This window comes from Gallaecimonas aegicerasi, assembly GCF_045291545.1.
Taxonomy (GTDB): Bacteria; Pseudomonadota; Gammaproteobacteria; order Enterobacterales; family Gallaecimonadaceae; genus Gallaecimonas.
This window is the reverse complement of the sequence record NZ_CP149514.1, coordinates 2,567,108-2,592,314: the sequence shown is the minus strand read 5'-3', so window position 1 is coordinate 2,592,314 and position 25,207 is coordinate 2,567,108. Positions and strand designations below refer to the sequence as shown.

Genomic DNA, 25,207 nt, shown 5'->3' with positions numbered 1-25,207 from the left:
GCTACTGCTGGCGCACGGCCAGGCGGCTCAGTAACAGCAACGAGCTGGCGTAATAGCTGGTAACCGGTTTGGCCGCGGGCAGGTTGCCGGTCAGCAACAGGCTGCGGATCGCCTCAACCCCGGCGGAGGCCGGGTAGGCCGCCACCGTACCGGTATTGACATTAACCCAGGCCGGCAGCGGCTGGCGGTGCTGCCAATAGGCTTTGATTGACGCCAGTGCCGGGGCCTGGCAAAGGTCGGCCCAGCAATAGTAAAGCGGGATCCGTACGGCATCGTAGCCAAAGCGCGGTGACCACTTCGGCGCTGGTGTGACGCGGCCGTTCTGGTATAGCCGTACCCAGTCGGTGGGCAGTTTGTGGCTGCCAAACTGGCTGGCGGCCAACAACGCCTGCCCGCTGGCCAGCAGGGGCTGCCAGCTGCCGGGACCGTCAGCATCGGCAAAGTCTTTGAGGGCGGGCATCACCCAGTACGACAGATTGATGTCGACAAAATCATTACCGGTGAAACCGGCCAGTCCGGGCAGCAGTACCTGCTGACCGGCCCAGACGCGCACCATTTTGTCGCGAATGGTGTCACGGATCCGTTTCGATAAGCGCAGGTAGTTGCTGTCTTGCCAGTGCAGGCCAGCCTTGAGCAAGGCCCAGGCAATCAGCAAGTCACCGTCAGCGGCATTGTTATTGTCAGTGATATGCGGCTTGGCATTGGGGTCGTAGCGCCAGGCAAACAGCGCTACATCGTGGCGGCCCAGATGCTGGCGGGTCCACTGCCAGAGCAGGTCAAAGCTGTTGCGATCATCGTTGGCCACGGCCAGCAACATGCCGTAACCCTGGCCTTCGGAATGGCTGATATTGCCATTGGCGGTATCAACAACCCGGCCGCCGTCACGGATGAACTGGCTGCGATATTGCGGCCAGTCCATGGCGTGGCCAGCCAGCGAAAAACACAGTAAAAAACCACCGAACCAGGCTGTCAGCCAGCGGTAGCGGGCTCCTTGGAGTAATGATAAAGCCATGCATCCCCTTTGCTGATAAGCCTTGCCCGGGCGTGTTTGTCGCCGCCTTGTTGTTCGAACCAGTGACTGTATACAGCCCCCAGAACAATTGCCAGCGCCTCGGTGCTGTTGTCGTCGGTCAGCCCCTGGGCGGCCGGCACCGGGCAGCCCACATGGTGAATGACAATGTGTTGCCCGGCCATGCTCAGCCGTACCTGGCCCCAGTCACGCTGCTGCCAGTACTGGTTCATAGCGTGCTGTAGCGCCGGTAGGCTCGGCTGGGGTGACAGCGGCATTGCTGCCGCCATGTCCCGGCCGATATGGCTCAGTAGCGTCTGGTAGTGCTCTTTTGGCAAGGCGGCGGGAAGCTGCTTGAACAGGCTCAGCAGAAAACCGCGCCACTGCGGCTGGCAGTGAGCTGCCAGCAGATAGTCAGTCAGCTCACTCATCTGTTAACCCCAGACGGTAGTGCAGGTTAAACAGTACCGACAGCTCGTTGTAGTTACCAAAGCTGTCGTAACCGAGCTGACCGTCCAGGCTCAGCGCCGGGTTGATCTGGTAGGTAGCCTGAGCGCCGGCATTGAGGCCAAAGCCACTGCTGCTAAAGGCCGGATACTGTGACTGCGGTGTCAGCCCCAGCGCCGCCATGGCGTCAAAGGCCACTTGTAGCTGCGGGTCTGTGGGGAAGTAGGGTGCTGCATCCTGAGTAAAGCTCTGGAAACCGGGTGCAAAGTGCAGGCGGTAGTGCAGCTTTTGCCACTGGCCCTTATAGGTAATGGGGAAGGCCACAGAAACATAATCCTGCGGGCTGAAGTAACCCCCATGACCCAGCGTGTAATAGCTGAGGTTCTTGTCAAAACCCATAAAGCTGACATGAATACCGGTTTGCAGTGAGTGGTGCTCATCATTGATGGGCCGCAAATAACCGCCCATGGCCAGCTCAAAGGCATTGTTATCAGCAACGCCCTTACCCAGGTAACGAGCGCCGGTAAGGCTGCCATACAGGCCCAGGGAGCCATTATCAAAGCGCAGGCCCAGATTCAGGCTGTTACGGGTTACGCCGCCCCAGGTTTTACCGGTGCGCGGATCGGTGGTGCCAGCATAAGACAGTACGCTGTCTGTGACGGGCCGGCGTTGCAGGCCCAGATCCAGCCCCAACTCGTGGCTGAGCTCTGGTTGCCAGCGCACACCGCCTACCCAGTTGCTTTGAGCAAAACCCAGCGGTGTGGTGCCAATGTCAGCCTGCCATTGGTGCCACTGATAAGCCAGTTTCAGGCCAAGGCCAGTATCATGCTGTAGCGGCGACAGCGTTGTACTGTTGCTGGCCTGCAGCAGCTGCTGTTGCAGTTGGGCAACCTGCGCTTCGAGCTGATCACGGCTGGCCAAAAAGGCATTGAGGCTGGTGGAAGACAGCACACTACCGCCGTTCACCGGCAAGCCAGCGAACAATGCGGCCAGCTTCTGGCGGGCATCGGCGCTGAGGTTATTGCTGTTAAGGCCAAGGGCTTTGAGCAAGTCCTGTGCGGCGGCCTGATCAAAAGCGCGTTTGGCCTGGGCAGCATCGTTGTTCAGCTGTAGCTGGCGCACGGTGGTGGTAGTGGGGTCAGCGGCGGCTGCGTCAGCCAGCTGCTGGGCACTGTTATAGCTGTCAGCCAGCTGCTCAATGCCGTCCAGCACTGCGGGCAGCTTTTGTAAGGTGCTGGCCAGGCTGACACCAGACAAAGCGATGGCGCTGGTGCCGAACTGGCTGGCATTGTTGCCGGTGGCGGCGCCACTGTTAAGGTAGGTCGGGGTGACGGCTACGGTCATCCGATCATGACCACCGGTGCTAAACGAAACACTGACCGGGGTTTCAATGCGGTCCAGTTTACCTAACCCAGCGGCGCCACTACGGCTGTGCAAGGCCAGGCCTGCGTTCAGGGTTGGCGATTGTTGCTGGCGGATGCGTTGGCGCAGGCTGTCAATCTGGGCGACCAGACTGGGCGGCTGATTTTTAGCTTGCTGCCAGGGCGAGTTACCGACCCCGGCCTCGCCGGGCAACCAGGCCGGACGTTGATTAGCCTGCGGTTTTTGCTGGTTGTCGCGGAACGGGTTGTTGTAATCGGGCTGTTGGCCACTGGCGGCCAGCCAGGGCTGTGGCGCCTGATCCTTAAACAGTGATTGGCGCGAGCGTTGCAGCAAGGCCAGGGCTTTGTCGTCCTGGCCGTTGGCATGGGCAACCTGCGCGGCCAGCAGCAGCATCTCTGGCTCACGGGCCTGGCTCGGTGGCAGGGCATCGATCAAGTGCTGGGCATGTTCACCGCGGCCGAGCGCCAGATCACTGTTCACCGCTCCCTTGAGGGCATTGAGATCGCCCGGGTGCTTGGCTACCAGATATTGATAGAGCTGGTTTGCCCGCTGGTCTTTGTGGCCAGACTGATACAGCCGTGCCATGGCCAGCAGCATGGGCATGTCATCGGGCGCCACGCGCAGCCGTTTGGCCAGCAGATCATAGGCGTCGGCCAGTTTGCCATCGAGGCGCAGCCTATCAGCCTCGGCGACTGCTTTGGCATTGCGAAGTTTTTCAATGGCTTGCCAGTCATCCTGGCTCAGGTCACGGCGCGCCGACAGTTTGTCGATAAGCCCTTGTGCTTCTTCGTTGTCACCGGCTTTGACCATCACCAACAGCAGGTCCAGGTAATCCCCCGGCGGTGCGTTACTGTCCAGCCTGGCTTGCTGGCGAGCCAGCATCAGCGCCATGGCATCATCGCCGCTGGCTTGTAGCACCTGGGCTACCTGGCCAACCCCGGCCGGGCTGGCGGGTGGGTTGTTGTAGAGGTCGAGAATTAACTTCTGAGCGCCCTGGCGGTCACCCACGGCCTGGCGGCGTTTAATTTCGGCCAGCCGAGCCTGTAGTGCTGCCTGCTCCAACAGCGATGTTACTTCGGCTGAGCGCTGTGCCTTGGGAATGGCGGTCAGCAGGTGGCTGACATCGCCCCAGCGGCCCTGCAGACGGGCCAGCTCGGCGGCCACGTAACGGTGCGCATTGTCGGGGTCGTTGTCGAGCCCTTCGGTCATCACAATGCGGGCTGACAAGGGGCGGCCCTGCTGATTGAGGCGTTTTGCCAGATCCAGGCGGATCCACGGGTCATGGGGGGTCAGCGACAGCGCCTGGCGCAGGGTGGCTTCAGCCAGCACCGGCGGCTCATGGCGGGCCCGGTCACGCAACATCAGGGCCTGGTTGGTGGCCAGATCACCCAACTGTTGGCGGGCCTCTTTTGGCAGCTGTGCCATCAAGGCACTGGCTTGCTGCCAACGCTCCTGTTGGCGCAACACATTCACCAGGCCGACCTTGGCATCAACGTTATCCGGGTGCTGTTGCAAGATACTCTGATAGCCATCGGCTGCGGCGCTGAGCTGGTGTGTTTGGGCCTGCAAGTCGGCTTCTAACAGCTGGGCATCAACCCGGTGCGGGCTGTTGCTGCTGGCCAGCGGTGTCACCAGAGCCTGAGCCTTATCATACTGATGGGCCTTGGCCAGCTCGCGGGCGTCCTGCAAGGTGCCGTAAAAACGGGCGCTGTCATAGGCCTTTTGCCAGCGTTGGCGGTGCTTTGGTGACAGCTTCATGGCCTGACTCAGGCGTGCCTTGGCCGTTTCAAATTGGCCCTGACGCAGGGCCACCAGCCCCAGCCCGGCGATGGCGTCGGCATCTTTACTGTTGATTGCCAGTGCCGCCCGAAAGCTATGACTGGCGGCACTGAGCTGGCCTTTGCTGTAGTGGCGGTAGCCGGCAGTTCGGTCGCGGCTGGCCTGCTCTGTTACGGTCAAGGTAGTGGCATCGTGATAATGCTTGGCCAGTGCTTTGTCGTCGGGGTGGCGTTTGAGGTACTGGTCGTACAGTCCTTTATCGGCTGTGCTGGCGGCCAGCCACAGCAACCCCTGACGCAAGGGAGCATCGGTGTTTGCGCTTACAGGCAGTGACGCCAGCAGCTTAATACCCTGGCGGCGAGTGCTGGCGCGGTAGGTCAGCACTTTGCCGTAGGCAAGCGTAATGGACTGGTTATTCGGCTGCCTGGCGTGCAGGGCGGCCAGGCCGTCTTTGGCGGGCGTCCAGCCGTTGCTGGCACCAGCCAGTGTCTGATAGTACTCGACGGCCAGGCTGGCCGGTGGCTGGCTACCGCCAAACAGCGCCTGGAAGCGCTTGACGGCGGCATCATACTGGCCGTTTGCCGCCAGTAAGCGGGCCTCGGCCAGGGCGTTGGAGTCCAGTTGGGTACTGGCGGCAGCAATGCGCAGTTCTTCAAGCCGGGGGTCGCCTGGGGCGGCCTGGCGCAGCTTGGCGGTCAGGGCCTTGGCCTGCTGGCTGTTGCCCTCGGCAATGGCAATCAAAGCCAGCCGGTAGAGCGCCTCTTTATTACCCGGGTCAGCCACCAGAATGCGTTTTAGTGCATCTTTGGCCAGATCCTGACGGTGTTTACCCTGCCAAAAATCAGCCTGCTGAAAGAGCGTGTGAATGGCGCTGTCGTCAGCGGCCAGGGCGCCGGCAGACAACAATGCCAGCGACAGTAACCAGGGTTTATTGATCATGCTTTTGTTCCCCGTCCGGCAAGCGGCGGCGGGCGTGGGCCCGCAAAAATGGATAGATAAGGCTGGCACCAAGCAAGATACCCAGCAGCAAAATAGCCAGCAGTTGCAGTACGTGCTGGCCGAAATACCAGCGCACGCGCATATCCCAGGGCAGGTCACCAACACCGGTTACCGGCCCGACCCGATAGCTGCGTACCTGCTGCGGCCCCAACAGCACCAGATCGCCATGGATCTCGCTGGACGCTTTCGGTTGGTCCAGATCGCCAAGCATGCTGGCCAGCTGTTGATCATCACTGGCACTGGCCACCACCACGGTGCGTTTGCTGTTGAGCGGTGACAAGAAGCTCAGCAATCCTTCGAAGTGTTCCTGGCTTTCCAGTACGCGCCGGGCGGCTTTGCCCTGGCGGGTCCAGTCGCCGGAGAAGAGCCTTTTCCAGCGCTCGGTCCAACTGGTGTTTTTCAGGCTCAGGTGGCTCTGGCGGGCCACAAAGGGGCTGCTTTGCAACACCGAACTGGCGGCCAGCCGGGCCAGTGTGCTGACCACCAACACATCACGGTCGACCAAATCGGCTGACAGCGTCAGCCCCTGCTGTACCTGCAGGCCGTAGGCGGGGTAGCCGGTGGCTGCGCCAATGCGGCCAACCAGTGCCAGCAGGGTCGACAATTCTGTAGCCGTTGGCTTGGCGGGCAGCAGGGCGGTGGTTTGCGACAGATCGGCATAGCGACTAAACGGAAAACCGGCGCCGACGAAATAAGACAGATTCGGCAACTTGGTGAAATGCCGGGCCTGGCCCATGTCCAATGTCGAACTGGGCAGGATGCGGCTGAGCACGCCATTGGCCGGCACCTGGTCGCAGTCACTGCGCGGGTGCAGCCGCAGGTCAAAGTAGAATTGCAACTTGTTTTCGCCATACAAGAGGTAAGACGGCAGCTCCACCGTTGCTTCCTGCTGGCGAATGTCATTGCCCAGCCAGCCCATAATGGTGGCGCCGATACCACGGTTGTTGACCGGCAACGAAGTCAGGTACTGGCCGTTCAGCGACACATTCAGGGTCGAACGGCCTTCGTCCAGCCAGTCGCCTTCCGGGAACAAGTAGCGCACATGCAGCGGCACACCGCGGTTGCGCCACAACAGCAGATCTGGCGCGGCGCGGAAGTTGACATCGTTCGCGCCATGGTTGATGCCACGGGCAATGAGGGCGTTGCTGTCGGCCAATGCGCCCAGCTGCACCGGTTTATCAGTGCCGACCCAGTTCGGTGCATCAAATGGCTGGCGTGGTATCAGGGTTACCGTGCTGACGGCCATCTGCTGGCCACTGAGCTTGTCGCTTTTGGTCACCAGATAGCGTGCTGCTTCTGCTACTTCGGCGTCAGTCCGGCCCATCACCAGTAGCAGCTTATACTGCGGGGCCACCGGGTTATTGATGATCCGTAACTGTGGCCCGGTGGGCGCCGGCAGCTGCATACCCAGCAGCTGCGCGCCGGTGACAAAAGCAATGGCATCGGCATTGGGCAGGTCGTGGCGGCTGACCGGGAAGCGCGCGCCGCGAAAGGCGGCCAGTTTGCCAAAATAAGAGGCAACCAGCGCCGCACTTTGCAGCTGGCTGTTGCTGGCGTCGGCCGGCAACACCATGGGAACCGTCACCGAACCCATAATGCCCTGATCAAAAAAGGGCGCCGGGAACATGGCCAGAGTGCTAGGCCGGGGCAGCCGTTCCAGGCTTAGCGACAGCGCCGAGCTGTCGGCGATCAGCACTCGGTTTGGATCGGCTTTTTCACGGTGGCAGGTCGCGTTTTGCTGCCCCTGAATGCGAAAGTTCAGGTCGTTCTGGCTGACCACCAGCGCCGGCGGAATGGTGATTTTGACGGTCTGGCCGTCAGCACCAAAGGGGTCCAGAGGAATGCTTTTTAGCGCCTGGCCATTGAGCATCACATCCAGATAGCTGTCTTTGGGAAAGCTCGCGCCGGGGTAGCGGACATCCAGGGCCAGGGTGGCGGCGGTCACCAACTCGTCTTTTCGCAGCGAAAAATGCACGCCGTTATTGGCGCCATTGGCGAGAATGGTCATGTCGCCGTTGACACCGGCTTCGTGCAGCGAAATGTGTTCTTTGTAGGTCAGCGGCTCTGCCCAGGCGCGGCTGGCTACCACCGACAGCGCCAAGGCCAGTACCATCACCATACTGACCCGGAACTTCCAGCTACCAAACAACCGTTGGCGCCAGCGTTGCCAGCCCCGGTTCTTACTTTCCTGATTGAACAAACCGGCCACCGCACCCATGACCATGGCACCGGAGCGCAGCGGATTGTCTTGGCGGTGAGGCGTATCCAGTAACCAGGCGTCGGCCCGGCCCATAACTACCCGCACCAGCTCGCGACGCTGACGTACCGGCAGGGTTTTGAAGCGAAAACGCAGACTGTTTTCATCGTGGGCGACCAGGTTCACGCCAAACAGCAGCGACTGCTTACCAAAGCGGATCTCCACGTCTTCGACCACGGCATCGCTGAGGCTGTCGGCCAGCGGATTGGCCAGCAGCATGCCACCCATCGACAAGTCTTCGGTGTGGGTGCGCAGGGTATGGCCGTTGCTCAGGTGCACTATGGCGGGCAGACGAATATCGACCCGCACGGTGTTGCGCACCTGCCGGGTTTCCCTGGCCACGGCAACGGCGGCCAGCAGGATCAGCGCACTGAAGCTGGCCCAGAACAGGTTGAGGATCAGCACACTGGGCTGAATGTTGAAAATATCGTTCCAGAACAGCCGGATAATGCCCCAGGCTACCCCTGCCAGCAGCAGCGCGAGCGTGACCAGATGAGGTTTCACAGCATCGTAGTCAAAATAACCGTCACGCAGCAGGCCACCTTTTTCGGTGACGTTGAACTTGCCTTTTTTCGGATCCCAGAGAGTTGCCAGGGTTGGCCGGATCAGCGAAAAAGCCAGCACGGTTTCGTAAATCTCTCCCCAGAAGGTGTAACGGAACCGGCCCTGCACATGGGAGTTGGTATAAATCGCGTTAAACAGGTGCGGCACTGCATAGGCCAGGATCATCTCCGGCGACGACGCAATAATGTTCAGGCCGAACAGCAGGTAGGCCAAAGGCGCGGTGAGAAAGACCACCCGTGGTAAGGCAAACTGGAAGTGCAGCATGGCATTGAGGTAGCACAGCCGCTGTGGCCAGCTCAGCCCTTTGCCAAAGAGCGGGTTATCAACCCGGAAGATCTGTGTCATGCCGCGTGCCCAGCGTGCGCGCTGGCCAATGTGTAGCGACAGCCGCTCGGTAGCCAGGCCCGCGGCCAGTGGCAGGCCGAGAAAGGCGGTATTCCAGCCCTGGCGCTGCAGGCGCAGGGCGGTGTGGGCATCTTCGGTGACGGTTTCCACGGCAAAACCGTTGGTTTGTTCCAGAGCACTGCGGCGGATCACGGCGCAGGAACCGCAGAAAAAGGCGGCATTCCAGAAGTCATTGCCCTTTTGCACCGGTCCGTAAAACAGCTCGCCCTCACCGGGCATGTCCAGGCCGGGCGCCAGGTTACGCTCAAACGGGTCCGGCGAGTAGAAATGGTGAGGTGTTTGCAGCAGTGCCAGTTTCGGGTCGGCTACAAAGGCGCCGACAGTGGCTTGTAAAAAGATGCGGGTGGCAACGTGGTCACAGTCGAATACGCAGATCAGCTCACCCTGGGTTTGCCCCATGGCATGGTTGAGGTTACCGGCTTTGGCGTGCTTGTTATCCGGGCGGACGATATAGCCAACTCCGGCGGCTGAAGCGAAGGCGCCAAACTCAGGGCGGCGGCCATCATCGAGCAGGTAGACCTTGAGCTTGTCTTTCGGGTAGTCCAGGTTCAGGGCTGCCAGTACCGTGTCCTGCACGATCTCCAGGCTTTCGTTATAGGTGGGGATATAAACATCCACGGTTGGCCAGCTGCTGGCATCCTCAGGCAGCGGCACAATGCGCCGGTCCAATGGCCACAGGGTTTGCAAAAAGCCCAGCACCAAAATCACCAAGGCGTAGATCTCGGCCAACAGCAGCCCCACACCCAGTATGGTTTCGATGACGCTGTCAAAAACCAGTGTGTCGGTGGCCCGCCAGTACAGGTAACGGCAGGAAATCACCATGCTCATCAAGATCAGCACCAACCGTGCCCAGCGGGTACGGAAGCGGCCAACCAGCAGTGCCAGTACAATACCGGAAGCGCCGAAGAGGGTTTGGTGAGCCAGGCCCAAAGGTGTGGTGATAATCAGTGCTGCAATCACAATCAGAGCCAGCGACGCCAGCCAGTGCAGAATGCGAACGCCCAGGCGGCGCCCTTGGTTGCGGTTCATCAGAGAGCGCCTTTTAGTTAAATGACAGCTTCATTGCGCTGTGCCCGTAGGCTTCCGGCAACATCCGGCTGATGTTGCGGGCGATAGCTTCCAGATCCTGAACAACGGCAGAAGCGGGGGCATATTCAAAAATGGACTTCTGGCTGGCGATCGCTTCGCGTACCGCTTCGTCGCGGTGCACTGTGCCCAGCAAAGCGGCACCAAGTTTTTTCTCAAACAGTTCGGTGCTGTCACGGTTGAGGCGGCTACGGATATAGACTTGATTGACGATATACAGCGCCTTTGCGTCGGCGAGGAAGTTGTCACTGCTGACCTGCCCCAAGGTGGCAGCCGACGTGCTGTCGGCTTCCATCACCACGACCGGGATGGCTTCCATTTCCCGCAAGGTATAGAGCGCCTCGCCCGGGCCGGTAGGCAGGTCGGCCAGAACAATACAACCCGGCTGGCTAAGCAGTGGCCCCAGGCCCAGTGCAATGCAGTCCGGCCGTTGCTGTAGTTGGGCATTGAAGTGTTCGCGCTGTGCCCGGTTGGCATTGCCGTAAGGCAGCAGGCCAATACCGCTGGGGGTTTCGAGGATCAGGTTGCGCCAGTCGTCAGTGCTTTGCAGTTGTGCGACCAGGCCCCGCTGCTCGCTCATCGGCAGGCCCAGATGCAGGCGCTGAGCATTCTGGCTGTCAAAGTCGACTACCACTACCTGGTGCCCCAGTCGTTGCAAGGCAAAAGCGAGATTGGCAACCAGGGTACTTTTACCCACCCCGCCTTTGGGGGAACTGAAGTAGACGAGGTTCATACGCTGACCTTCTTGAGCACACTTTGCAGATCGCTGTTGTCTTCGACGGGGGCCGTTACGGGAGGAGATTGCCATTGGGCGGCGGAGGAAACGGACCGTTGCAGGCCGGCAATATCGTTTAGCAGAACCCATTGTGAGTTAAATGACAGCTCACTGTCCTGCTCGAAACTGCGTAGTTGTAGTTGCGTACCTCCCACCTTGCGGTTGAAGCGCTCTACATCATTGTATGTGTCCATAACGAAACCGAGTCCTCAGAGAACGGCAGCGGTTTGTTGTGTCAGATCACTAGGCATATTGAAATGGCCGCTGCACCAGAATGACTAAAGGACAAACCTTATACAGCAGTTTCATTAAAGAAAAAAGACGAAGTGTCAAAAAAATGACGAGGCTCTAACTTTTTGTTGTGCAACAAAAAATTAACCTTGGGGTGCTAGCAGAGGGCCAGCACAAGGGGCAGTGAGGAAGCATAACGAAAGAGCGTTGTTATGTCATCTGTTGTCAGCGTCAGTTATCGCCAGAGCGGCGCCTTGGGCATCACTGATAACCTTCTAAAAAGGCCAGCACCATAGTGCTTAACGCCTGGCCGCAATCACTGAAACCGGCCGGGGTGCCGGCAGGGTGTTGCTTGGGGGCAGCCTCGCAAAGGTGCAAGTAAGCCGGGCGCAGCATCTTGCTGGCCAGAAAAATGGCGTGCTCTACATCCTGCAAAGTAAGGCTGGTATTGGTATAGGCGCTGGCGGGCAATTGGTTGATGACATCAAGATCCAGCTCCAGCCCGGCGGGCATGCCGGCCAGTGGCTGGCATAACTGCGTTACGGCCTCTTCAAGCGTGATGGCGCGGCGCTGATAGAGCTGTTGATAGCTTACACAGCCAAAGCCGGCCTCAGCAAAAGCTTGCTGACTGTCAGCCGAGTTTTTCCAGCGGTGCATACCCAACACCTGATACTGGCGTAAGTGGCCGCCATCATAGGCGTAGCGAAAGCCGTTACCAGAGTGGCGCCCTTCGGCGGGGCGAAAATCGCTGTGCGGGTCGATATTCAAGGCCCCCAAAGGTTCTGCCAATGCCTGATGCATGCCCTTGAGAATGGGATAAGCATTGTTATGGCCGCCGCCAATGACAATGGGAATAAGGCCGGCATTGGCAATGGCTGCGACTACCGGGGCCAGTTGTTCGTCGATTCGCTCCACCATGGCGCGCAGTTGTTGAAGTTGCTCTGGCCTTTGATTACAAAGCTGCTCACTTTGACGCTGTAGCTCGCTCAAATCCAAGGCGCCTACCAAAGCCAGTTGCCGGCAATCAAAGCCGGGGTGGCTTTGCAGGTTTAAAAAGCGCAGCAAGAACGCCTGCCAGCCTTCGTTGGCACCACCGCGGCCCATATTGGCGCGCGGGCCAATATCTTCAGGTACCCCCAATAAGGCAAAACGTGCTCCCAAGGCCCGTGCTTGCGCCAGCCGGTCACTGAACTGGTCAGCCAGTGGCAGTAAAGTCAGTGCCTCACCGACTTTGGTTTCCAGTGGCCGGTGGTTGATTAAAGGAGCGATGTCGCTGTGGGTATAAACCTGTAATGACATGGTGGCGGTTACATCGTTTCTTGTAAGAAGCGTTACGTTACAATAAACAAGGGCGCTCTGACCAAGGTGATGTTGAACCGGTTCAGCCTCGCCCGGCGTCCAAGGCGCAGGCACATAACGGCCTGCTGTGCGCCAGATTATCGTAGAGGAATGCATGTCGCTGGAATTGTTGGAAAAACTGGAAAGTAAAGTACAGGCTGCGGTGGATACTATCGGCCTGTTGCAGATGGAGTTGGAGGACGTTAGAGCTCAGAAGCAACAGCTTGCAGATGAGCAGGGGGCGCTGCAGGAAGAAAACCGGCGCCTGAAAGAGGAATTGGCCAGTGTTCAGCAGCGTATTAACGCGGTTCTGAGCAAAATTGCTCAGGTTGATGAACTACTGTGAACAACAGGCCCGGTCAGACCGGGCTTTTTTATAGGCATTCTGTCGGGAAACCACCGGGACTTTGCTGAGATAAGACCAGTATTTTGCTGTCTTTTCGTTATTGATCGATATAATGCTTGCAACGAGGGCCATTTTGGCCCGAGCCAGGGTGAAATAATAAATTTCATTGCTGGTTGCCGGACAGTTAACTGCAAAATTCCGGAAGATCATGGCAGATAAGACAGTTTTGGTACTCAATGGCCCTAACCTGAATCTACTTGGCACTCGTGAGCCGGCCCATTATGGCGCCGACACGCTGGCTGACATTGTTCAGGCCATGACTGCTCATGCCAGGTCATTGGGTTTGGCGTTGCAACATCTACAGAGCAATGCTGAGCATGAGCTGATCGATGCCATTCATCAGGCCGCCGGCCAGGTAGATTTCATTGTGATCAATCCGGCCGCTTTTACGCACACCTCCGTGGCGTTACGAGATGCGTTACTGGCGGTGGCGATCCCCTTTATTGAAGTTCACCTGTCCAATATTTATGCCCGGGAACCCTTTCGCCACCATTCGTATCTGTCTGATGCGGCAGTGGGTGTGATCAGCGGTTTCGGGAGTCAAGGTTACCTATTCGCGCTGGACGCTGTGAAACAGCAGCTGTCAGTGACCATCAATTAACGCAGAAAATCAGAGAACCCGATCTATGGATATTCGTAAAATCAAGAAGCTGATCGAGCTGGTCGAAGAATCCGGCATCAACGAACTGGAAATCACCGAAGGTGAAGAAGCGGTTCGCATCAGCCGTGGTGGTGTGGCTCAGGCTATGCCTATGCACTACGCCGCACCGGCCCCGGTTGCTGCGCCAGTGGCGGCTGCACCAGCCGCGCCAGCTGTAGAAGCACCGGCAGCTGCTGAAGTTACAGGTTACACCCAGAAATCGCCGATGGTCGGCACCTTCTATCGCGCTTCCAGCCCGGGCTCCAAGCCTTTTGTCGAAGTTGGCCAACAGGTCAGCAAGGGCGACACCCTGTGCATCATTGAAGCGATGAAAATGATGAACCAGATTGAAGCGGAAGTTTCCGGCACCGTGAAAGCCATTTTGATTGAAAACGGTGAAGCGGTTGAGTTTGACGAGCCGCTGCTGATCATCGAATAAGGACGCATCATGTTGGATAAAGTGGTCATTGCCAACCGCGGTGAGATCGCGCTGCGCATCTTGCGCGCCTGCCGTGAGATGGGCATCAAGACGGTGGCGGTGCATTCCACCGCAGACCGTGAACTCAAACACGTGTTGCTGGCCGATGAAAGTATCTGTATTGGTCCGGCACCGTCCAATCGCAGCTACCTGGATATTCCAGCCATTATTGCGGCAGCGGAAGTAACCAATGCCGTTGCTATCCACCCAGGCTATGGCTTTCTTGCTGAAAATGCCGACTTTGCCGAAATGGTGGAAAAGAGCGATTTTATTTTCGTTGGTCCTACTGCTGACACTATCCGCCTGATGGGGGACAAAGTGTCAGCCATTGCCGCCATGAAAAAAGCCGGTGTGCCTTGTGTGCCAGGTTCTGACGGCCCGCTGACGGACGATGAAGGCCGCAACAAGGCCATTGCCAAGCGTATTGGTTATCCGGTGATCATCAAGGCTTCTGGCGGCGGCGGTGGCCGTGGTATGCGGGTAGTACGCTCGGAAGCGGAACTGATCAGTGCCATTGCCACTACTCAGGCTGAGGCGGGTGCGGCTTTTGGCAACTCCGAAGTGTACATGGAGAAGTTCCTGGAGAATCCGCGCCACATCGAGATCCAGGTACTGGCGGACGGCAAAGGTAACGCTATCCACCTCGGTGAGCGGGATTGCTCCATGCAACGGCGCCACCAGAAAGTGGTCGAGGAAGCGCCAGCGCCGGGTATTACCGATGCCATGCGTAAAACCATTGGTGAACGTTGTGCCCGTGCCTGTGTGGAAATCAACTACCGTGGTGCCGGTACCTTTGAGTTCCTGTATGAAAACGGCGAGTTCTACTTCATTGAAATGAACACCCGTATTCAGGTGGAGCATCCGGTTACCGAAATGGTCACAGGTGTTGACTTGATCAAGGAGCAGCTACGCATTGCTGCTGGCCAGCCGTTGTCGCTGAGTCAGTCTGATGTGGAGATCCGTGGCCATGCTATTGAATGCCGGATCAACGCCGAAGATCCGCGGACCTTTATTCCCAGCCCCGGTCAAATTACCCGCTTCCACGCGCCGGGTGGCTTGGGGATCCGCTGGGACAGCCATATTTACAGTGGCTATCGGGTGCCGCCGAATTATGACTCCATGATCGGTAAATTGATTGCCTACGGTGAAAACCGGGATGTGGCCATCGCCCGGATGATGAACGCGTTGCATGAAATTGTTGTTGATGGCATCAAAACCAACACTGAATTGCACAAGCTCATCATGAAGGACGAGAACTTCTACAACGGTGGTACCAATATCCACTACCTTGAGAAAAAGCTCGCCGCCCTGGACGGGGAATAAGCGAAAACGCCGGCAACCGCCGGCGTTTTTTATGTGCCTTTGTTGGCACGGGTAAACATCATGCCCAGGTAGCCTTCGGAAAATCGCCGCACCACGAAGTAATGGTCGTGATCGATATACAGTAATGAAGGCATACGCAGGCTGGTATCAACCCGTAGGCCAGCATCGGCCGGTGGGTTGGCGCGTTCAAAGATATTGCGTTCGGTATCCGGTGTTTTGCCGAGAAAGTGCAGGGTCAGTTGGCGCTGGCCCAGCAACTGCTGGCGAGGGCCATAAAAGCGTTCACTGACATCCACCTGGCGGCCATGAGTGTAGAGTTGATAACGCATAGTCAACAAGCGACCCTCTTCGCTTTGCAGTGCCTGGCCTTGCCAATGGCCCTCGATCAGTAACAGTGGCCGCCATTGCCCCAGCAAACGGCCCATGCCATAGGCGGCAGCCAGTACGACTAACAGTAAGATCAGGGCGTTGCGATTTCCCGGCATTGCCAGCCCTCCTGCTGTGGCTGGCACGCTAGCCATTGGCCGTCAAAATGTGTCACCAGGCTGCCGGCCGGTAGCTGTTGGCTGGCCTTGAAAATGGCGGCGGGGGGCTTTTGCGCGTAGCGGATCTGCCCTTTAGTGGTGCTGTACAAGTCAATACTGACACTGCTGTGCCAGAATCCCAGCAAGGCCATCAGGGCGGCCCCTGTCAATAACAACAGCCAGTAGCTGACGCAGCGCCAGCGCGAACGTTGCGGCTGTTGGTATAAGGCGTCAAGGAACGCTTTTTCTTCTTCGTCCAGTACCGGCTGGATGCTGTGGTCCGCTATGGGCGCGTCCTCCTCAATGGGCCTCCGGGTATTACCGGAGTGTGGTTTGCCACCCATAAAAAAGGCAGCCGGGGGGCTGCCTTTTTGAGTCGGTAACTGGTCAGAAGTTCACCGTTAGCGGTTCGGAGCAGTAGTCTGTGCCGGCATTACAGATCTGGTAGCTGGCACTGTCGGCCGTAAGCTGGAAGCGATCACGGTAGCGGCCATCGTTATTGGTGGTGCTGATCAGCACTCCGTTACGATAGATATCTACCATGTCACCACTGGCACCCTGCCAACGCAGATCCACCAACGCCGAGCCTCGGCGCGACACATAACTGCGCAGCACCGTAACGGCAATAACGGTGTCTGAAACGGTTACCGTCTGTGTGGCTGTATCGGTCAGGCCGGTGGCATCGGTAACGGTCAGAGTCACCGTATAACTACCGCCGGCGGCATAACTGTGAGTCGGGTTGGCCGTAGTGGCGCTACTGCCATCGCCAAAGTCCCAGAGCCAGCTACTGATGTCACCATCGCGGTCGCTGGAGGCATCAGCGAAACTGACATTAAGGCCATCAACACTGGCGCTGAAAGCGGCAGTAGGTGCAGATGGCCCCATATCTTCACCGACAGCGGTGATCACCAGATCCCAGCTATTCAGGGTGCCGGTGTCAGCGCCAGCGTTATCAGATACAAACAGCGTCCAGGTGCCCTGCATTGGTTCGCCATTAAAGGCCGTAAGTAGCCAGTGCTTGATGAGGTTGTCGGCATCGCCACCTTCACGGTTGTGCAGGACATATTCCGTGCCGGCAGGTGAGGTCAGCTTGATCAGCAGATCGCCCACCCAGGTATGGGAGATATTCACCGCCACATCAATGCCGAACACTACACCACTTTCAGCAACCTCAATGGTGCTGGTCATGCCATTGGCGTCGTTATCCGGGATCGGTGCGGCCGTATCATTGCTGTAGGGGTAGTCCTGCAGGCCTTGTGGCAATACCGACAAGGTCGCGCTGACTTCACGCTGCATGTCGCCGTTATCACCACTAACGGTGAGCTGGTACAGGCCCCAATCGGTATCGCTGCTGGTGGGAACGGTCAGCGTCAGGGTATCTCCGGGGCTGGCGCTGCTGGCTGACAGACTGACACCCGGTAATGCCGGTGAGCTGCTCACGGTAAAGTTTACCGTGCCGGTCCAGTCAGCGATGCTGCCCACATCCAGGCTGTAACTGGCTGTATCACCGGCAATGATTTGCTGGCTGGCGGGAGACAGCGACACCGAGAAGCCCGGGGTGGGATCGGCGGCATCCAGTGCGGCTTTCAGGTTCAGTCGTTTACCCGACACTGTGGTGCCGTTCATGGCGGTAATAGTGTCGCCAGAATCCATCAGCAAGGCTTTCATTTCACTGATGCTCAGGGCTGGATTGACCGACCACACCAAAGCGGCGGCACCGGCAACGTGGGGCGAGGCCATGGAAGTGCCCGATGCGGTGCCGTAGCTGCCGCCGGGAATGGTCGACAGAATGTCAGAGCCGGGAGCGCCCAGGTCAACACTGCTGGCGCCGTAGTTGGAGAACCAGGACATGGCATCGTTGCGGTCAGTTGACGCCACCGTCAGCACTGCAGCTGAGTCATAGCTACCCGGGTAAGAGGGGCTGGCATCAATATCACTGCTGTCATTACCGGCCGCGGCAACAAACAAAATACCGGCATTACCGGCATCGTCGATGGCGTCTTTTAAAGCCTGGGAAAAGCTGCCACCACCCCAGGAGTTGTTAGTGGCCCGCACATTGATGCCATGGTTTTGCTTCAAGTCGGTGAAGTAGTTAAGGCAACTGATGGCATCAGAGGTATAGCCGCTGCCGCTGGCATCAAGAAATTTACAGCCAATGATACTGACATCCCAGTTAACGCCCACCACGCCCATGGCGTTATTGCCTTGCGCGCCAATGGTGCCGGAAACATGTGTGCCGTGGCCGTTGTCATCCATCGGATCGCCGGCGCCACTGATAGCGGAAAAACCATGAACGTCATCAATAACGCCGTTGCCGTCATCATCGATGCCGTTGCCGGCAATTTCGCCGGGGTTCGTCCAGATGTTGTTCGCCAGATCCGGGTGAGTGTAATCCACACCTGAGTCAATGACCCCGACCACCACATCGGCGCTGCCGGTGCTGATGGCCCAGGCCTCAGGAGCATCAATATCCGCGTCGGCGGTGCCACCGTCCTGGCCGGTGTTATTCATACCCCAGAGGCTGCTGAAGCTGGGATCGTCGGGGGTATTGACCAGGGCATGCAGCCGAAAGTCCGGTTCAGCCAGGGCCACCGCCGGGTTGGCAGCAAGCTTTTTCAGAACCGCATCGCGGTCTGCGCCAGCTGCCAGAGCCACTTTTGCCAGGCGACCACCGAGCAGGTGTTTGAAGCGACTGTCACGGCCTGCTGCATCAAGGTTGTGCAGGTTGCCGCCGGCACTGCGCACCACGCGGATGCGGTCAGTGCGATCAATACCCTGTTTGAAAACCACCAGTACCGCATCAGTGGCTGCCTGTTGTTGAGGTGCCTTTCCTTTATCGAGCAGCGCAGCCTGTGCTGAGCCGCCAGCTATCGCAGCGCAGATAGCCAGCGAGAGCAATGTTTTGTTGGTCATGAGATGTCCTCACCCGTGGTTGAGTTAAGCGTGCAAAGCACCTCAAAAGGCTTATCACGGCTACCACGGGTTACCACGGCCAGTACCGGCAATTAACCCTTTTGGGCTAGTGCCAGGGCGGTAAGGAATAGCAAAAATTCAAGTTAATATTTTGAATTTTAAAGAATATATATTTTTGTTCGCAGCTTTCTTTTTCGCTAAAACCCCCCGTTTTTCCGATTGTGGTCACGACATACTCAATTAGGCTTATTGCCTGTGATGTTTTTTTCAAATGCCAAGTTGGAGGCGTCGTGAGGTTACATGTTTTTGCCATAGCACTGGGATTACTGATGGCGTCAGCGCCGGTGCTGGCGGCTGGATCTCCGCTATCTCCTACCTTGGCGGCCATGCTGGAACGTCAGGCGCTGGCCAATAGCATCAGTCTTTATCAGGCCGGTCAGGGCAACAGTGCCGTCGTCACTCAAGGTGGCCAGGCCAACTGGCTATTGCTGGCGCAAATGGGCCAGAACAATGTGGCAGTGCTGCACCAGCAGGGTGAAAACAACAGTGCCAACGTGTTGCAGCTGGGCCGTGATAACCGTGCCGATATAAGCCAACTGGGTAATGACAACCAAATCACGCTGGGTCAGTGGGGGAGAAGTGGTTTCACCATTGAACAGCTGGGTAACGGGGCGGATATCACCGTCCTCCAATACTGAACAAAGGGAGACTCCTCCATGCGCGCTACCTACAAGAAAACGTTGCTTGGCCTGGCCATTGGTTTTGCCCTGGCCGGCGGTGCCCAGGCGGGTGATAACACCGCCATTGTTAACCAAACGTCAGCCTCCGGCGTTGATGAAGGCAATACGGCGTCGGTAACGCAGACCGGCATTTTGCACACCACTATCGTTAACCAGAGCGGTGCGCTGAACCAAACCACGGTTAACCAAAGTGGTGTCTGGCAGGAAGCCTATGCTGACAGTACCGGCAGCAATAACGTCATCGATATTATGCAAACCGATGATTGGCACGTGACCGATTACACGGTCACTGGCAACGACAACCAGGTATCGGTTACCCAGGGTGGTTTCTATAACCAGGCTGATGGCGACATCAGCGGCGATGCCAACAGCGCTATGGTTGACCAGCAAGGTGCGACCAACCAGTCCAACACTTTTGTCAGCGGCAACAGCAACGCTGCTGATCAGCAACAGCAAGGCAATGATAACTGGACCGAAGCCTCGTTCGCCGGTGACGGCAACAGCCTGGCCAGCCGTCAATACGGTGATCAGAACCAGTCCGGGCTGATTGATGTCTTGGGTAATCTGAACAGCATGGATGTCATGCAATACGGCTTTTATAACGTCGGTGGCGTGGTGACCGTAACCGGTGACGATAACCGCTTTCATATCGATCAGGACGGTAGCTTCAACACCTTTATTGCCCGCACCCTGACCGGTGACGACAACTATTTCAACATCGATCAAAGTGGCAGTGATAACCAGTTCATGCTGGAGCCGGTGAGCGGTGACGACAACACCGTAATGGCTTCACAGGACGGCACCAGCAACCGTATTGAAGCCCCTTACGGTCTGACAGGAAACGACAACTACCTGAATATGGATCAGGCCGGCAACGCCAACAGTATTGCTTTTTACCTGCAAGGTGATGACCACAACGGCAACATTACCCAGATAGGTAGCAGCAACGCTGCGGAGCTGGTGCTGTTGGGTGAAGACAATAACGCCACTATCCTCAGCGACGGCAACAGCAACTATGCCGGCATCGGCTTTGCGGGTGTCGACAATAAAGCCGAGATCATGCAAAGCGGCGACAACAACTTCGCACTGAGTGACTTTCAGGGCGACAGTAATGATATCGATATTGAACAGGATGGTAACGATAACGAAGCCGTCATTACTGGCAATCAGGCTTATGGCACTGAGTTGACGGTAGAGCAGCGCGGCGATATCAACCTGGTGGATATGCTGGTCATGGGGGCCGAGAACCTGATTGACGTTGCTCAGGTCGGTAACGGCAACCTGGTCGGCGGCGTCGAAGGTGGGCCATTTGCGGTCACCGGTGATGCTGGCATCGTCGATATTCAGCAAACCGGTAATGACAACCTGGTCATGGGTTCGCAAAGCGGTAGCTATAACTACCTGCAGGTGAGCCAGTCAGGTGACTTCAATACTGCCACTGTTACCCAGAACTAACCTGCCAGGGGCGGCATCACGCCGCCCCTTATCACTTATGGGAAAAGTACTGTGGTTATTGGGGTTACTGTTGCTACCGCTGGCCCCCCAGGCAAAGGAAATCGAGCTGTCAGGGCTGGTGATGGATCGCACCCTGACCCGTTTCGGTAAAGACTTTGTTTTCTATTACGCCGGGTACTGGCGTGACATGCCGCAAACCCAAGGTATTGCTGTGGTGATTTATGAGCAAGTGTACCCCCAGGCGGGCACTTACTTGTGGGTCGAAATGAATCAAAAAATCATCTACCGGACCTATTTCGGACGCCGATACAACGACATCAAACACAAAGCGGAAGAAGCCATCATGGCTTCTGTATCCGAGCTGGCAGCTATTCGCGCCAGGATGATGACCGGCGGCATTGAAAAAGGCCCCTATTAGGGACGGATGCCATGAAAAAATTCGCCATGCTTGCGATTACCCTGCCACTGTGTGGCCAAGCCACTGAGCTGGTTTATACCCCTATCAACCCCAGCTTTGGTGGTAACCCGCTCAATGGTAACTTCCTACTCAATAAAGCGCAGAGCCAGAACGACCATACTGCACCGGACAATAAAACCAGCTTTGTTGATCAGTTTCGGGCGGCGCTGGAACGCAACATCATCAACTCACTGACCCGGCGCATCGCCGATGGCGATCTGACCGAAGGGGTGTATGACACCGGTGAGTACCGTATCGAAGTGGCTGGGGTCGATGGCGGCGGCGTAATGGTGACAATCACCAACCTGACGACCGGTGAAGTGACCGTGATCACCATGCCGTCAGTAGGAGGTTGAGATGCGCCTGTTCCTAATGCTGGCAGCCCTGCTGATGAGTGGCTGTGCTGCTATTCCCAAGCCGCAGTTTAACCTCAGTGCTGCTGAAGTTGATGCCCCCTCTAAAGCTATGCAACAACTAATAGCCAGCCCAAAACCGCGCCGTGCTATCCCGGTAGCGGTGTACGCTTTTCGTGACCAAACTGGCCAGTACAAACCGCAAGCCAATGTCAGCTCCTTTTCAACGGCCGTCACTCAGGGTGGTACGTCCATGCTGGTGCAACTCCTGCTCGATTCCGGCTGGTTTGCGCCGATGGAACGTGAAGGCCTGCAAAACCTGCTGACAGAACGCAAGATTGTCGCGGCGGCGCAGGCCAAGGGCAAAGAGCTACCGAGCCTGAATGAGTCGCGGCTGATCTTCGAAGGGGGCATCATCAGCTATGAAACCAATCTCAGCACCGGTGGTATCGGGCTGGAGTATTACGGTATAGGTGCCTCAGAAATGTACCGTGAAGACCAGGTCACAGTGTTCTTGCGCGCCGTTGATGTGCATACCGGTCGGGTGCTGCTGTCGGTGTCAGCCAGTAAAAAAGTGTTGTCGCAGGAAATGCGCGCGGGCTTGTTTCGCTACGTTAGTTTGAACCGGTTGGCAGAGGCGGAGGCTGGCTACACGACCAATGAACCGGTTCAGTTTTGTGTGAAAGAAGCCATGGAGGCCGCCCTGATCGGCTTAATCGAAAAGGGCGTCAACAAGGGCTACTGGCATGCGGAGCAAAGCTAACCGGTCATGGCCCGGTGCGGCGACTCGAGCTGCTGCGCCCAGCGTAGTAGCTCGACCCGGTTACGGGCTTGGGTTTTCCTGAAAATAGAAGACAAATGCGCCTTCACTGTGTGGGAACTGATGTTCAGGCTGTAGGCAATTTCTTTATTGCGGGAGCCTTCTGCTACCAGCTCAATAATGCGCCGCTCCTGGCGGGTCAGGCTCATCATGGCTGTCATATCACTTGGGTCCATTCCCTCATCCTGGCGCTGGCGTAGCATATTGTCGACCAGTGACGATAACAACCGGCGGGAATAGTAGAGTTCACCCTGCATCAGTATTTTCAGTGCAAACAGCACATTATCAAGCTGCTCATCGCGGGGAATGATGCCGCGAATGCCCATCATCAACGCCGCTTTGGGGTCAACCCAGCGACTGTCTGCCTGATATAGAAATACCGGTGCATGCAGCATTAGCTGCCGTAACTGAGGTGGCAAGCCATGGCGATCAAGACGGGAGCCTGCAAAAGCACAGGCGACCAGTGTTTTTTCATCGATGTTGTCCATGGCGTCGGTGTCGTGCCTGACAACCTCCGCTTCAAAACCCAGTGTTTGTGCCAATAAAGGCAAATTACCCGGTGGCTCGCGCTGGGCGAGTATCACCAGTTTGTTGAACCTCTCCATGTATGTCCCCTGCACGTCGTTCGCGTTACAGCGCAATGTGTTAGTGGTCAGGACGCATCGCTTATTATTATTTGTGTCAATATTTTGGCATTTGTTTTCTTTTTTGCCACATTCCATTAACCATGTTTGGCTAATGGCTTAGGACAAATGGGCTAGTGATAGCGGAGCGGCCTGCCCTGAGCTGGTGACAAACAACGTGCTAAACTGCCGCCGTCATTTTTTGGGAGTCTGTTGATGGCCTGGATCCAAGTGCGTACCAACACCTCGGCTGCGGTGGCCGAAAAGCTCGGCGATTTGCTGATGGAGCAGGGGGCATTATCTGTCACCTTTATGGATGCCAAAGATACCCCGATCTTTGAGCCACTACCTGGTGAAACCCGGCTATGGGGCGATACCGATGTTATGGCGTTGTTTACCGCCGACGCTGATACCAGCGGCGCCGAAGCGGTAATTGCCGCGGTATTGCCAGAGGCGCCTGTGAAAAAAGAGCTGCTGGAAGACAAGGACTGGGAACGGGCCTGGATGGATAACTTCCACCCGATGCAGTTTGGCCAGCGGTTATGGGTGTGTCCGTCCTGGCGGCCAGTACCCGAGCCTGATGCGGTCAATGTGATGCTGGATCCGGGGTTGGCCTTTGGCACCGGCACCCATGCCACCACGGCCTTGTGCCTTGAGTGGCTCGAAGGGCAGGACTTGCATGGTAAAACGGTGCTGGATTTTGGTTGTGGTTCCGGCATTTTGGGGATCGCCGCCTTGAAACTGGGCGCCAGCCGGGTGGTGGGGATTGATATTGACCCGCAAGCCCTGCAAGCCAGCGAAGATAATGCCCAGCGTAATGGTGTGGCCGCGCAATTGGAGCTGTACCTGCCGGCTGACCAGCCTGCCACATTACAGGCCGATGTGGTGGTGGCCAATATCCTTGCCGGACCCTTGGTTGAACTTAAGGATGTGATCCTGGGCTATTTGCGCCCTGGTGGGGCAATGGCATTGTCGGGGATCCTCGATACCCAGGCCGAGATGGTGCAACAACAGTATCGAGCTGACTGCCAACTAGACCCGGTTGCAACCCGTGAAGAATGGTGCCGAATAAGTGGTCGCAAGGCTTGATTTTTAGCGTTATCAGTGCATCAGGCAGTTAGCTGATAAAAAACCGATTTCGGTCAAATTATGACCTTTTCACGACGGTCATAAATGCGTAAACTACGCGGCCCTGTGCACCTGCGTTCCTGACTTATGCAGATTGGTCCCTACAAACTGGATGTGCCGTTGATCCTGGCTCCCATGGCCGGCATTACCGACAAACCGTTTCGTAGCCTCTGCATGAAAATGGGGGCCGGCCTGGCCGTTTCGGAAATGCTTTCAGCGAACCCGGAAGTCTGGCAGTCAGCCAAATCGCAATGGCGTATGGACCATAGTGGCGAAGTCGGCATCCGCTCCGTGCAGATTGCTGGCAGTGAGCCGGAATTGATGGCCCAGGCAGCCCGCTTCAACGTAGAAAACGGCGCTCAGATCATCGATATCAATATGGGGTGTCCCGCCAAGAAGGTGAACAAGAAGCTGGCAGGTTCGGCTTTATTGCAACATCCGGAACTGGTGGAAGACATTCTCAAAGCGGTGGTGGGTGCGGTAACAGTGCCTGTCACCTTGAAGATCCGTACCGGCTGGGATCCGGATAACCGCAATGGTGTTGCCATTGCCCGGATCGCCGAACGCTGCGGTATTCAGGCCCTTGCTGTACATGGCCGAACCCGGGCCTGCCTGTTCAAAGGCGAAGCCGAGTTCGACACCATCAAGGCTATCAAGCAGGCCGTGGCCATACCGGTGGTTGCCAATGGCGACATTACCAGTGTGGAAAAGGCTCGCTGGGTGCTCGATTACACCGGCGCCGACGCCATCATGATTGGCCGTGGCGCCCAGGGCCGTCCCTGGCTGTTCAGGGAATTGGCTCATGGCCTGGCAACCGGCCGTACGCTGGCGCCGCCAAGCCTCAGCGAACAACAGCAAATCCTGCTGGCGCACCTGTCAGCCCTGCATGGATTTTACGGCGAGTACAAAGGCGTTCAGATTGCCCGCAAGCATGTGGGCTGGTATCTGGCGTCGCATGACAGAGAAGGCGAATTTCGCCGGACCTTTAATGGCTTGACGGAAGCGCAGACGCAAGTGGATGCGCTGCAGCAATACTTCCGTTCCCTTTGAGTTTCACGATAACAACCAAGAGCG

The 25,207-nt window shown here is 57.4% G+C and carries 22 protein-coding genes and 1 pseudogene; 11 read left to right on the top strand and 12 right to left on the bottom strand.

Annotation, left to right across the window (positions count from 1 at the left end; all coding sequences use genetic code 11):
• Nucleotide 1 precedes the first annotated feature (1 nt).
• From WDB70_RS12740 to WDB70_RS12705, 8 genes and pseudogenes are all read right to left on the bottom strand, one after another.
• Nucleotides 2–1,012 carry a glycosyl hydrolase family 8 gene (locus WDB70_RS12740; RefSeq protein ID WP_406664918.1) on the bottom strand — a complete coding sequence of 337 codons (1,011 nt, stop codon included), beginning with the start codon at nucleotides 1,010–1,012 and terminating at the stop codon, nucleotides 2–4.
• The gene (bcsD, locus tag WDB70_RS12735) at nucleotides 970–1,440 is read right to left on the bottom strand and encodes a cellulose biosynthesis protein BcsD (RefSeq protein WP_406664916.1); all 471 of its coding nucleotides are present in this window, start codon (nucleotides 1,438–1,440) and stop codon (nucleotides 970–972) included. Before bcsD ends, WDB70_RS12740 begins: the two co-directional genes overlap by 43 nt.
• The gene (locus tag WDB70_RS12730) at nucleotides 1,433–5,557 is read right to left on the bottom strand and encodes a cellulose synthase subunit BcsC-related outer membrane protein (RefSeq protein WP_406664914.1); all 4,125 of its coding nucleotides are present in this window, start codon (nucleotides 5,555–5,557) and stop codon (nucleotides 1,433–1,435) included. The genes bcsD and WDB70_RS12730 overlap by 8 nt, the downstream gene beginning before the upstream one ends.
• On the bottom strand, nucleotides 5,547–7,730 hold the full coding sequence (gene bcsB, locus WDB70_RS12725) for a cellulose biosynthesis cyclic di-GMP-binding regulatory protein BcsB (RefSeq protein WP_406668096.1): 2,184 nt from the start codon (nucleotides 7,728–7,730) through the stop codon (nucleotides 5,547–5,549). The genes WDB70_RS12730 and bcsB overlap by 11 nt, the downstream gene beginning before the upstream one ends.
• A 36-nt stretch (nucleotides 7,731–7,766) precedes the next feature.
• Nucleotides 7,767–9,872: pseudogene (gene bcsA, locus WDB70_RS12720) on the bottom strand (UDP-forming cellulose synthase catalytic subunit); the annotation flags it as partial.
• Nucleotides 9,873–9,885: 13 nt separating this feature from the next.
• The gene (gene bcsQ / locus WDB70_RS12715) at nucleotides 9,886–10,662 is read right to left on the bottom strand and encodes a cellulose biosynthesis protein BcsQ (protein WP_406664912.1); all 777 of its coding nucleotides are present in this window, start codon (nucleotides 10,660–10,662) and stop codon (nucleotides 9,886–9,888) included.
• Nucleotides 10,659–10,898 carry a hypothetical protein gene (locus tag WDB70_RS12710; RefSeq protein WP_406664910.1) on the bottom strand — a complete coding sequence of 80 codons (240 nt, stop codon included), beginning with the start codon at nucleotides 10,896–10,898 and terminating at the stop codon, nucleotides 10,659–10,661. Before WDB70_RS12710 ends, bcsQ begins: the two co-directional genes overlap by 4 nt.
• 298 nt (nucleotides 10,899–11,196) lie before the next feature.
• The gene (locus WDB70_RS12705) at nucleotides 11,197–12,234 is read right to left on the bottom strand and encodes a formimidoylglutamase (protein ID WP_406664908.1); all 1,038 of its coding nucleotides are present in this window, start codon (nucleotides 12,232–12,234) and stop codon (nucleotides 11,197–11,199) included.
• 154 nt (nucleotides 12,235–12,388) lie between these two features.
• Here WDB70_RS12705 and WDB70_RS12700 point away from each other — a divergent pair, with 154 nt between their 5' ends.
• The 4 genes from WDB70_RS12700 (at nucleotide 12,389) to accC (ending at nucleotide 15,120) form a co-directional block, all read left to right on the top strand.
• The gene (locus WDB70_RS12700; protein WP_406664906.1) at nucleotides 12,389–12,619 is read left to right on the top strand and encodes a cell division protein ZapB; all 231 of its coding nucleotides are present in this window, start codon (nucleotides 12,389–12,391) and stop codon (nucleotides 12,617–12,619) included.
• A 208-nt stretch (nucleotides 12,620–12,827) separates the two neighbouring features.
• The gene (gene aroQ / locus WDB70_RS12695) at nucleotides 12,828–13,280 is read left to right on the top strand and encodes a type II 3-dehydroquinate dehydratase (RefSeq protein ID WP_406664904.1); all 453 of its coding nucleotides are present in this window, start codon (nucleotides 12,828–12,830) and stop codon (nucleotides 13,278–13,280) included.
• 25 nt (nucleotides 13,281–13,305) lie between these two features.
• On the top strand, nucleotides 13,306–13,758 hold the full coding sequence (accB, locus tag WDB70_RS12690; protein ID WP_406664902.1) for an acetyl-CoA carboxylase biotin carboxyl carrier protein: 453 nt from the start codon (nucleotides 13,306–13,308) through the stop codon (nucleotides 13,756–13,758).
• A gap of 9 nt (nucleotides 13,759–13,767) precedes the next feature.
• Nucleotides 13,768–15,120, top strand: a complete 1,353-nt coding sequence (gene accC, locus WDB70_RS12685) for an acetyl-CoA carboxylase biotin carboxylase subunit (RefSeq protein ID WP_406664900.1) — start codon at nucleotides 13,768–13,770, stop codon at nucleotides 15,118–15,120.
• Between the two features lie 29 nt (nucleotides 15,121–15,149).
• On the opposite strand, the gene WDB70_RS12680 is transcribed toward accC, so the two are convergent.
• From WDB70_RS12680 to WDB70_RS12670, 3 genes are read right to left on the bottom strand one after another with little or no spacing between them, the layout of a single operon-like run.
• A complete protein-coding gene (locus WDB70_RS12680; RefSeq protein ID WP_406664898.1) occupies nucleotides 15,150–15,605 on the bottom strand; it encodes a hypothetical protein in 456 nt (151 codons plus the stop codon).
• The gene (locus WDB70_RS12675) at nucleotides 15,581–15,988 is read right to left on the bottom strand and encodes a hypothetical protein (protein WP_406664896.1); all 408 of its coding nucleotides are present in this window, start codon (nucleotides 15,986–15,988) and stop codon (nucleotides 15,581–15,583) included. The genes WDB70_RS12680 and WDB70_RS12675 overlap by 25 nt, the downstream gene beginning before the upstream one ends.
• Nucleotides 15,989–16,031: 43 nt before the next feature.
• Nucleotides 16,032–18,557, bottom strand: coding sequence for a S8 family serine peptidase (locus WDB70_RS12670; RefSeq protein ID WP_406664894.1), 2,526 nt, complete (start codon nucleotides 18,555–18,557; stop codon nucleotides 16,032–16,034).
• A gap of 290 nt (nucleotides 18,558–18,847) precedes the next feature.
• On the opposite strand from WDB70_RS12670, the gene WDB70_RS12665 reads away from it, so the two are divergent.
• From WDB70_RS12665 to WDB70_RS12645, 5 genes are read left to right on the top strand one after another with little or no spacing between them, the layout of a single operon-like run.
• Nucleotides 18,848–19,255 carry a hypothetical protein gene (locus WDB70_RS12665; protein ID WP_406664892.1) on the top strand — a complete coding sequence of 136 codons (408 nt, stop codon included), beginning with the start codon at nucleotides 18,848–18,850 and terminating at the stop codon, nucleotides 19,253–19,255.
• A gap of 18 nt (nucleotides 19,256–19,273) precedes the next feature.
• Nucleotides 19,274–20,752 (top strand): hypothetical protein, encoded by a 1,479-nt coding sequence (locus WDB70_RS12660; RefSeq protein ID WP_406664890.1) that lies wholly within the window; start codon nucleotides 19,274–19,276, stop codon nucleotides 20,750–20,752.
• 37 nt (nucleotides 20,753–20,789) lie between these two features.
• A complete protein-coding gene (locus WDB70_RS12655) occupies nucleotides 20,790–21,170 on the top strand; it encodes a curli production assembly/transport protein CsgE (protein ID WP_406664888.1) in 381 nt (126 codons plus the stop codon).
• A gap of 11 nt (nucleotides 21,171–21,181) precedes the next feature.
• A complete protein-coding gene (locus WDB70_RS12650) occupies nucleotides 21,182–21,565 on the top strand; it encodes a curli assembly protein CsgF (protein WP_406664886.1) in 384 nt (127 codons plus the stop codon).
• A gap of 1 nt (nucleotide 21,566) precedes the next feature.
• Nucleotides 21,567–22,325: a CsgG/HfaB family protein gene (locus tag WDB70_RS12645; RefSeq protein ID WP_406664884.1), complete on the top strand. Its 759-nt coding sequence runs from the start codon at nucleotides 21,567–21,569 to the stop codon at nucleotides 22,323–22,325.
• On the opposite strand, the gene WDB70_RS12640 is transcribed toward WDB70_RS12645, so the two are convergent.
• Entirely contained in the window at nucleotides 22,322–22,987 is a 666-nt protein-coding gene (locus tag WDB70_RS12640) for a response regulator transcription factor (RefSeq protein WP_406664882.1), read from the bottom strand. The two genes, WDB70_RS12645 and WDB70_RS12640, sit on opposite strands and share 4 nt — an antisense overlap.
• 234 nt (nucleotides 22,988–23,221) lie before the next feature.
• Between WDB70_RS12640 and prmA the strand changes: the two genes are divergently transcribed.
• The gene (prmA, locus tag WDB70_RS12635) at nucleotides 23,222–24,094 is read left to right on the top strand and encodes a 50S ribosomal protein L11 methyltransferase (RefSeq protein WP_406664880.1); all 873 of its coding nucleotides are present in this window, start codon (nucleotides 23,222–23,224) and stop codon (nucleotides 24,092–24,094) included.
• A gap of 126 nt (nucleotides 24,095–24,220) precedes the next feature.
• Nucleotides 24,221–25,183: a tRNA dihydrouridine synthase DusB gene (gene dusB, locus WDB70_RS12630; protein WP_406664878.1), complete on the top strand. Its 963-nt coding sequence runs from the start codon at nucleotides 24,221–24,223 to the stop codon at nucleotides 25,181–25,183.
• Nucleotides 25,184–25,207 lie beyond the last annotated feature (24 nt).